Source organism: Paenibacillus sp. 1-18, assembly GCF_000520755.1.
GTDB classification, from domain to species: domain Bacteria; phylum Bacillota; class Bacilli; order Paenibacillales; family Paenibacillaceae; genus Paenibacillus; species Paenibacillus brasilensis.
Genome location: NZ_ASSB01000375.1, coordinates 1 through 813 on the forward strand (window position 1 = coordinate 1; position 813 = coordinate 813).

Annotated in this window: 1 pseudogene; it reads left to right on the top strand. The window is 43.8% G+C overall.

The features are described from left to right. Positions 1 to 239 precede the first annotated feature (239 nt). Positions 240 to 813 (top strand): annotated as a pseudogene (locus tag L693_RS0125150) (IS110 family transposase); the annotation flags it as partial.

Genomic DNA, 813 nt, shown 5'->3' on the forward strand with positions numbered 1-813 from the left:
TGAGATCAACCAGTTCTTTCTGGTTGATCCTTTTTTCATTTGCATAGAGGATTAAGGTAGCCTGGTCGAACGTACCTGCCCGTGGAACTTGATCCCGAGCGCTATAGTGTTCGCCCTACTTGTCATGACCATGATTGAGGCTGGTTGGGACGTAAGATCCCGTATAACAAGCGATGCTATGGAGCGACAAGAAGAACCTTAGGGATGCCGGGGAATCTAAACTTACAGGGAGAGATGAAATGAATCCAGTTGTCGGTCTAGATATTTCAAAAGAAGAAAGTCATGGACAAGCCTTTTTAGCGCGCGGAAAGCCCTTCAGAGGGACATTCCACTTCGAGCACACTCGTGATGGCCTAGCAAATTTACATCCAGTTTTGAAGGATGTTGAGACTGCATCCAGACTACGTCCTCTACTTATTCTAGAAGCAACCGGCCATTACCAAAGTCCCGTTGTTCAGTTTCTAGAAGAACATCACTACATTTACATTGTCATTAATCCGCTCATCTCAAATCGGCTTAGAAAGTCTCAACTTCGTAAAGTAAAGACGGATGCTGCGGACGCTTACCTATTGGGAGAGTTGTACTACAAGGAAGAGTTTGAACCTTTTAAGAAAAGAGGTGTGCAACTTCTCAATCTGCGCTATCTTACAAGACAGTATGAGTCCCTTTCAAAGATGTGTGTACAGACGAAGCTGCAATTCCAAGCCGTTTTAGATCAGGTTTTCCCAGCTTACAAAGGCGTCTTTGGAGCTATGTATTCCCGTATTCACTACGGTTTTTAAGTAAATTTCCAACCTCATATTCAGTTTTGCA